This window comes from Streptomyces murinus, from assembly GCF_002154555.1.
In the GTDB taxonomy this organism is placed as follows: domain Bacteria; phylum Actinomycetota; class Actinomycetes; order Streptomycetales; family Streptomycetaceae; genus Streptomyces; species Streptomyces murinus.
The window spans coordinates 1-5,113 of sequence record NZ_MUNF01000558.1 but is presented as its reverse complement, the minus strand read 5'-3'; the positions used below and the strand labels follow the sequence as shown (position 1 = coordinate 5,113).

Sequence of the window (5,113 nt, the reverse complement as noted above, 5' to 3'; positions counted from 1 at the left end):
GCCGCGCGCGGCTCCGGAGGACTGTCGACCAACACGAGGTTAGGTTAGCCTATCCTCCTTTGGGATCGAGATCCCCGGGTACCGAAAGCCGCGCGACGCCCTGACGAGCGGCGCGCCACCGGCGGGAGCCCCCGCCTCCGTCCTGACGGCGGGCTCAGCTGCCGAGCCGGCTGAAAGCGACTCAGAGTCCGAGCCTCGCCAGCGCCTTCCCCCCGTCCAACTCGCAGGAGCCCTCCCCGGCCGCCGTCCACGCCGCCGCGCACAGCGCCCGCAGTCCGTCGAGGGCCTCGCCGTCGCCGTCCAGCTCCAGCCGGGTGCCCCCGGCCGTCGCCGTCCACCCGCCGCACCGGAAACCCTCACCCTCCCGGGTGATTTCCGGCTGGCCGGTGAGCAGCCCGCGCAGATCCGCGTCCACATATGTCGGCCGGTGCTCCGGCGTCGCGGCCAGCAGCCGGGCGCCGTCGGTGACCCCGGTCAGCACCAGGAGCGAGTCCACCCCGCCGTTGAACGCGCCCTCGATGTCGGTGTCCAGCCGGTCCCCCACCACCAGCGGCCGCTTCGCGCCGGTCCGGATGACCGTCTCCCGGTGCATCGGCGGCAGCGGCTTGCCCGCCACCTGCGGCTCCTTGCCCGTCGCGATCCGTACGACCTCCACCGCCGCCCCGTTGCCCGGCGCGATCCCGCGCCCGCTCGGGATCGTCAGATCGGTGTTCGACGCGAACCACGGCACCCCGCGCGCCACCGCGTACGACGCCTCCGCGAACCGGCCCCAGGTCAGCTCGGGCCCGCCGTACCCCTGCGCCACCGCCGCCGGATCGTCGTCCGCCGACTCCACCGGCTCAAGGCCCCGCTCGCGCAGCGCCACCCGCAGCCCCTCGCCGCCGATCACCAGCACCCGCGCCCCGGCCGGCACCTGCTCCGCGATCAGCCGGGCCACCGCCTGCGCCGAGGTGATGACGTCCTCGGCCGCCGCCGGTATCCCCAGCTCGGTCAGATGCTCGGCGACCGCGCCCGGCGTGCGCAGCGCGTTGTTGGTGACGTACGCCAGGTGCATCCCGCCCGCACGGGCCCGCTCCAGGGAGCCGACGGCGTGCGCGATCGCGTTCCCACCCGCGTACACGACTCCGTCGAGGTCGAGCAGCGCCGTGTCGTACGCCTCGCTCAGGGGCCGCCCACTGCTCTCGGGCCCGGTCCTGACGCCGTCGCTCATATCCGCATCGCTCCTCGCTCGCTCGCTTACCCCCGATCATCCCGCATGCCACTGACATACGATGCCGGGATGGACACAGCAGGTCACTCGGAAGCAATGGCGCGCCGAGGCCTGGAACTCACCCCGTTCCGCGGCCTTCGATACGACCCCGACCGGGTCGGCAGCCTGGCCTCCGTCACCTCCCCGCCGTACGACGTCGTGGTACGGCCCGACGGAGTGCACCACCTCCAGTCGGCGGACCCCCACAACATCGTCCGGCTGATCCTCCCCGAGGCCCACACGCCCAGCGAACGCACCGAGCAGGCCGCCGACACGCTGCGCCGCTGGCTCGCCGAGGGCATCCTCGCCGCGGACCCCGAACCCGCCCTGTACGTGTACGAGCAGAGCGACGGCGAGGGCATGCTCCAGCGCGGTGTCATCGGCACGCTGCGGGTCTCCGAGCCGGCCGAGGGCGTGGTGCTGCCGCACGAGGGCGTCATGGCGCCGGTGGTCGCCGAGCGCGCCGCCCTGATGCGCGCCACCCGCGCCAATCTGGAACCGCTGCTGCTGACCTACCGCGGCGACGGCACGGCCGCCGAGGTCGTGGAGCGCACCGCGGAGAAGCCGCCGCTGCTGGCCACCACCACCGAGGACGGCTTCCGGCACCGCCTGTGGGCGATCACGGACGCCACCGACATGGCCCGGATCCAGTCCGGTCTGGCCCATCACCAGGCCCTGATCGCCGACGGCCACCACCGCTGGGCCACCTATCTGCGGCTGCGCGACGAGCAGTCCGGGCCCGGCCCCTGGGACTACGGCCTCGTCCTGCTGGTCGACACGGCCCGCTATCCGCTGCGCGTGCGCGCCATCCACCGGCTGCTGCACGGCCTGCCGGTGGCGGACGCGCTGGCCGCCGTGGAGGGCCTGTTCCAGGTACGACACCTCCAGGTGCCGCTGGCCGAGGCCCTGGCGGCACTGGCGGACGCGTCCTGCGCGGGCAACGCCTTCCTGCTGGCCGGCGACGGCGCCTTCCATCTGCTGGACCGCCCGGACCCGGCGCTGCTGGCCCGCGCCATCCCCGCGGACCGCCCGGCCGCCTGGCGCTCCCTGGACGCCACGGTCCTGCACGCGGCCCTGCTGGAACACGTCTGGCACATTCCCGAGGACTCCCCGGCGCACATCGCCTACATCCATGACACGGCCGCGACCGTGGCGAAGGCCGAACGCGACGGCGGTACGGCCGTGCTGATGCACCCGGTGCGCGAGGAGGTCGTACGCGATCTGGCCCGCCAGGGCGTGACCATGCCGCGCAAGTCGACGTCGTTCGGACCGAAGCCGGCGTCGGGGCTGGTGCTGCGGGCGCTGGAGATCTGATCCCGGGCGGCTCGGGGCACGGCTCCAGGCACTGCTCCGGGCACGGCTTCGGGTATGCGAAAGGGGGCAGGTTCCGTCGGGAACCTGCCCCCTCGATCACTCACCGACGGGCGTCAGCCGTCAGTCCTTGTCGCGCTGTTCGGCGCGCTCGGTGTCGCCCTCGTCGTCGATCAGGTCGTCGTCGGCGCTGTCGTCGGCCTCGGCCTCGGGGGCCTTGGCCTCCGGGACCTCGGGGGCCTCGGCGTCGGCGGCCTTGGCTTCGGCGGAGTCGCCCTCGCCCTCGTGCTCGTCCAGGGCGTCCACGAACTCCACGCCGTCCATCTCGGCGAGCCGGTCGGAGGCGTCGGTGCTGCCGTCCCGGTCGGCCTCGACGGCCTTCGCGAACCATTCCCGCGCCTCGCCCTCACGGCCGACCGCGAGCAGCGCGTCGGCGTAGGCGTAGCGCAGCCGTGCGGTCCACGGCTGGATGGAGTTGGAGGCCAGCTCGGAGCTCTGGAGGGTCACGATGGCCGCGTCCAGCTGGTCCATGTCACGCCGGGCACCGGCCGCGACGAGCCGCATCTCGACCTGACCGGCCTTGTCCAGCTTGTGCACCTCGGGGGCGCCGGCCATGTCCAGCGCCTTCTCCGGCCGGCCGAGCCCGCGCTCGCAGTCGGCCATCACCGGCCACAGCTCCACGCCGCCGGTCATCCGGCGGGCGGCACGGAACTCGGCGAGGGCCTCGCTGTACTTCTGGTTCGCGTACGCCGCGAAACCGGCGGCCTCGCGTACGGCGGCCACACGGGACGCCAGGCGCAGGGCCACCTTGGAGTAGCCGTAGGCCCCCTCGGGGTCCTCGTCGATGAGGCGGGCGACCATCACCAGGTTGCGGGCGACGTCCTCGGCGAGCGTCTTGGGCAGGCTCTGGAGCTCCTGCCGGACGTCCTTGTCGATCTCGTCGCCGGTGACGTCCTCCGGGATCGGCAGCCGCTTGATCGGCTCCCGGTCGTGGTGACGGTCCCGGTCGCGGTCCCGGTCGTCACGGCGGCCGTAGCCACCGCCACGGCGGTCGTCGCCCCGGCTGTCCCGGCGGTCGTCGCGTCGGTCGTCACGGCGGAAGCCACCGGGGCGGCCACCACGGTCGTCACGACGGGGACCACGGTCACCACGGTCATCGCGCTGGAAGCCCGGACGCGAGGGACGGTCGTCCCGGCGGTCATCCCGGCGGTCGTCGCGCCGGCCGTAGCCGCCACCACGGTTGTCATCGCGACGGTCATCACGACGGAAGCCGCCACGGTCGCCACCGCGGTCGTCATCACGACGGCCGTACGAGGGGCGGTCGTCACGGCGGCCGTAGCCACCGCCACGGTTGTCATCACGACGGTCATCACGGCGGAACCCGCCACGGTCGCCACCGCGGTCGTCATCACGACGGAAGGACGGACGGTCGTCATCGCGACGGAAGGAGGGGCGGTCGTCGCGGCGGTCGTCGCGTCGGTCGTCGCGGCGGAAGCCACCGGGGCGGCCACCTCGGTCGTCACGACGGGGACCACGGTCACCACGGTCGTCACGCTGGAAGCTCGGACGCGAGGGACGGTCATCACGTCGGTCGTCGCGCCGGCCGTAGCCGCCACCACGGTTGTCATCACGACGGTCATCACGACGGAAGCCACCACGGTCGCCACCGCGGTCGTCATCACGGCGACCGTAGGACGGGCGGTCGTCACGGCGGCCGTAGCCACCGCCACGGTTGTCATCACGACGGTCATCGCGACGGAACCCGCCACGGTCGCCGCCACGGTCGTCATCACGACGGAAGGAGGGGCGGTCGTCGCGGCGGAAGCCACCGGGGCGGCCACCTCGGTCGTCACGACGGGGACCACGGTCACCGCGGTCATCGCGCTGGAAGCTCGGACGCGAGGGACGGTCGTCCCGGCGGTCGTCACGGCGGTCATCCCGGCGGTCGTCGCGCCGGCCGTAGCCGCCACCACGGTTGTCATCGCGACGGTCGTCACGGCGGAAGCCACCGCGGTCGTCGTCACGGCGACCGTACGAGGGGCGGTCGTCACGGCGGTCATCGCGGCGGAACCCGCCACGGTCGCCACCGCGGTCGCCGCCGCGGTTGTCGTCGCGCCGGAAGCCGCCACGGTCACTGCGGTCACCACGGTCGCCGCGGTAACCGCCGCGGTCGCCACGGTCCCCACTGTCCCGTCGCCGCTGATCGCGCTCCGGTCGGTCGTCGGGAGAGTTGGTGGACATGGTGACTCCTGTCTTCGGTACCGCAAGCATTGTAAAAACAAAAGGACCCCTGGTCCCAGCTGAACGCTGGGACCAGGGGTCCTCCAAAGATTGTTCGGCGGCGTCCTACTCTCCCACAGGGTCCCCCCTGCAGTACCATCGGCGCTGAAAGGCTTAGCTTCCGGGTTCGGAATGTAACCGGGCGTTTCCCTAACGCTATGACCACCGAAACCCTAATGGTTTCGAGCGAACAAGCACACTTTGTAGTTATGCGTTCAGCTCTAGCCGGCAACTGTTCGTTGCCTCAGAACTAACACAGTGGACGCGAGCAAC

The 5,113-nt window shown here is 72.4% G+C and carries 3 protein-coding genes and 1 rRNA gene; 1 reads left to right on the top strand and 3 read right to left on the bottom strand.

The window, feature by feature from the left end; all coding sequences use genetic code 11:
* Positions 1–181: 181 nt before the first annotated feature.
* Positions 182–1,210 (bottom strand): HAD-IIA family hydrolase, encoded by a 1,029-nt coding sequence (locus CCN72_RS29635; RefSeq protein ID WP_086811059.1) that lies wholly within the window; start codon positions 1,208–1,210, stop codon positions 182–184.
* A gap of 69 nt (positions 1,211–1,279) precedes the next feature.
* Here CCN72_RS29635 and CCN72_RS29630 point away from each other — a divergent pair, with 69 nt between their 5' ends.
* A complete protein-coding gene (locus CCN72_RS29630; RefSeq protein WP_086811057.1) occupies positions 1,280–2,563 on the top strand; it encodes a DUF1015 domain-containing protein in 1,284 nt (427 codons plus the stop codon).
* Positions 2,564–2,683: 120 nt separating this feature from the next.
* On the opposite strand, the gene CCN72_RS40070 is transcribed toward CCN72_RS29630, so the two are convergent.
* Both CCN72_RS40070 and rrf read right to left on the bottom strand, forming a co-directional pair.
* The gene (locus CCN72_RS40070; RefSeq protein ID WP_208638135.1) at positions 2,684–3,529 is read right to left on the bottom strand and encodes a hypothetical protein; all 846 of its coding nucleotides are present in this window, start codon (positions 3,527–3,529) and stop codon (positions 2,684–2,686) included.
* A 1,364-nt stretch (positions 3,530–4,893) separates the two neighbouring features.
* Positions 4,894–5,010 (bottom strand): 5S ribosomal RNA (rrf, locus tag CCN72_RS29620).
* Positions 5,011–5,113: the final 103 nt, after the last annotated feature.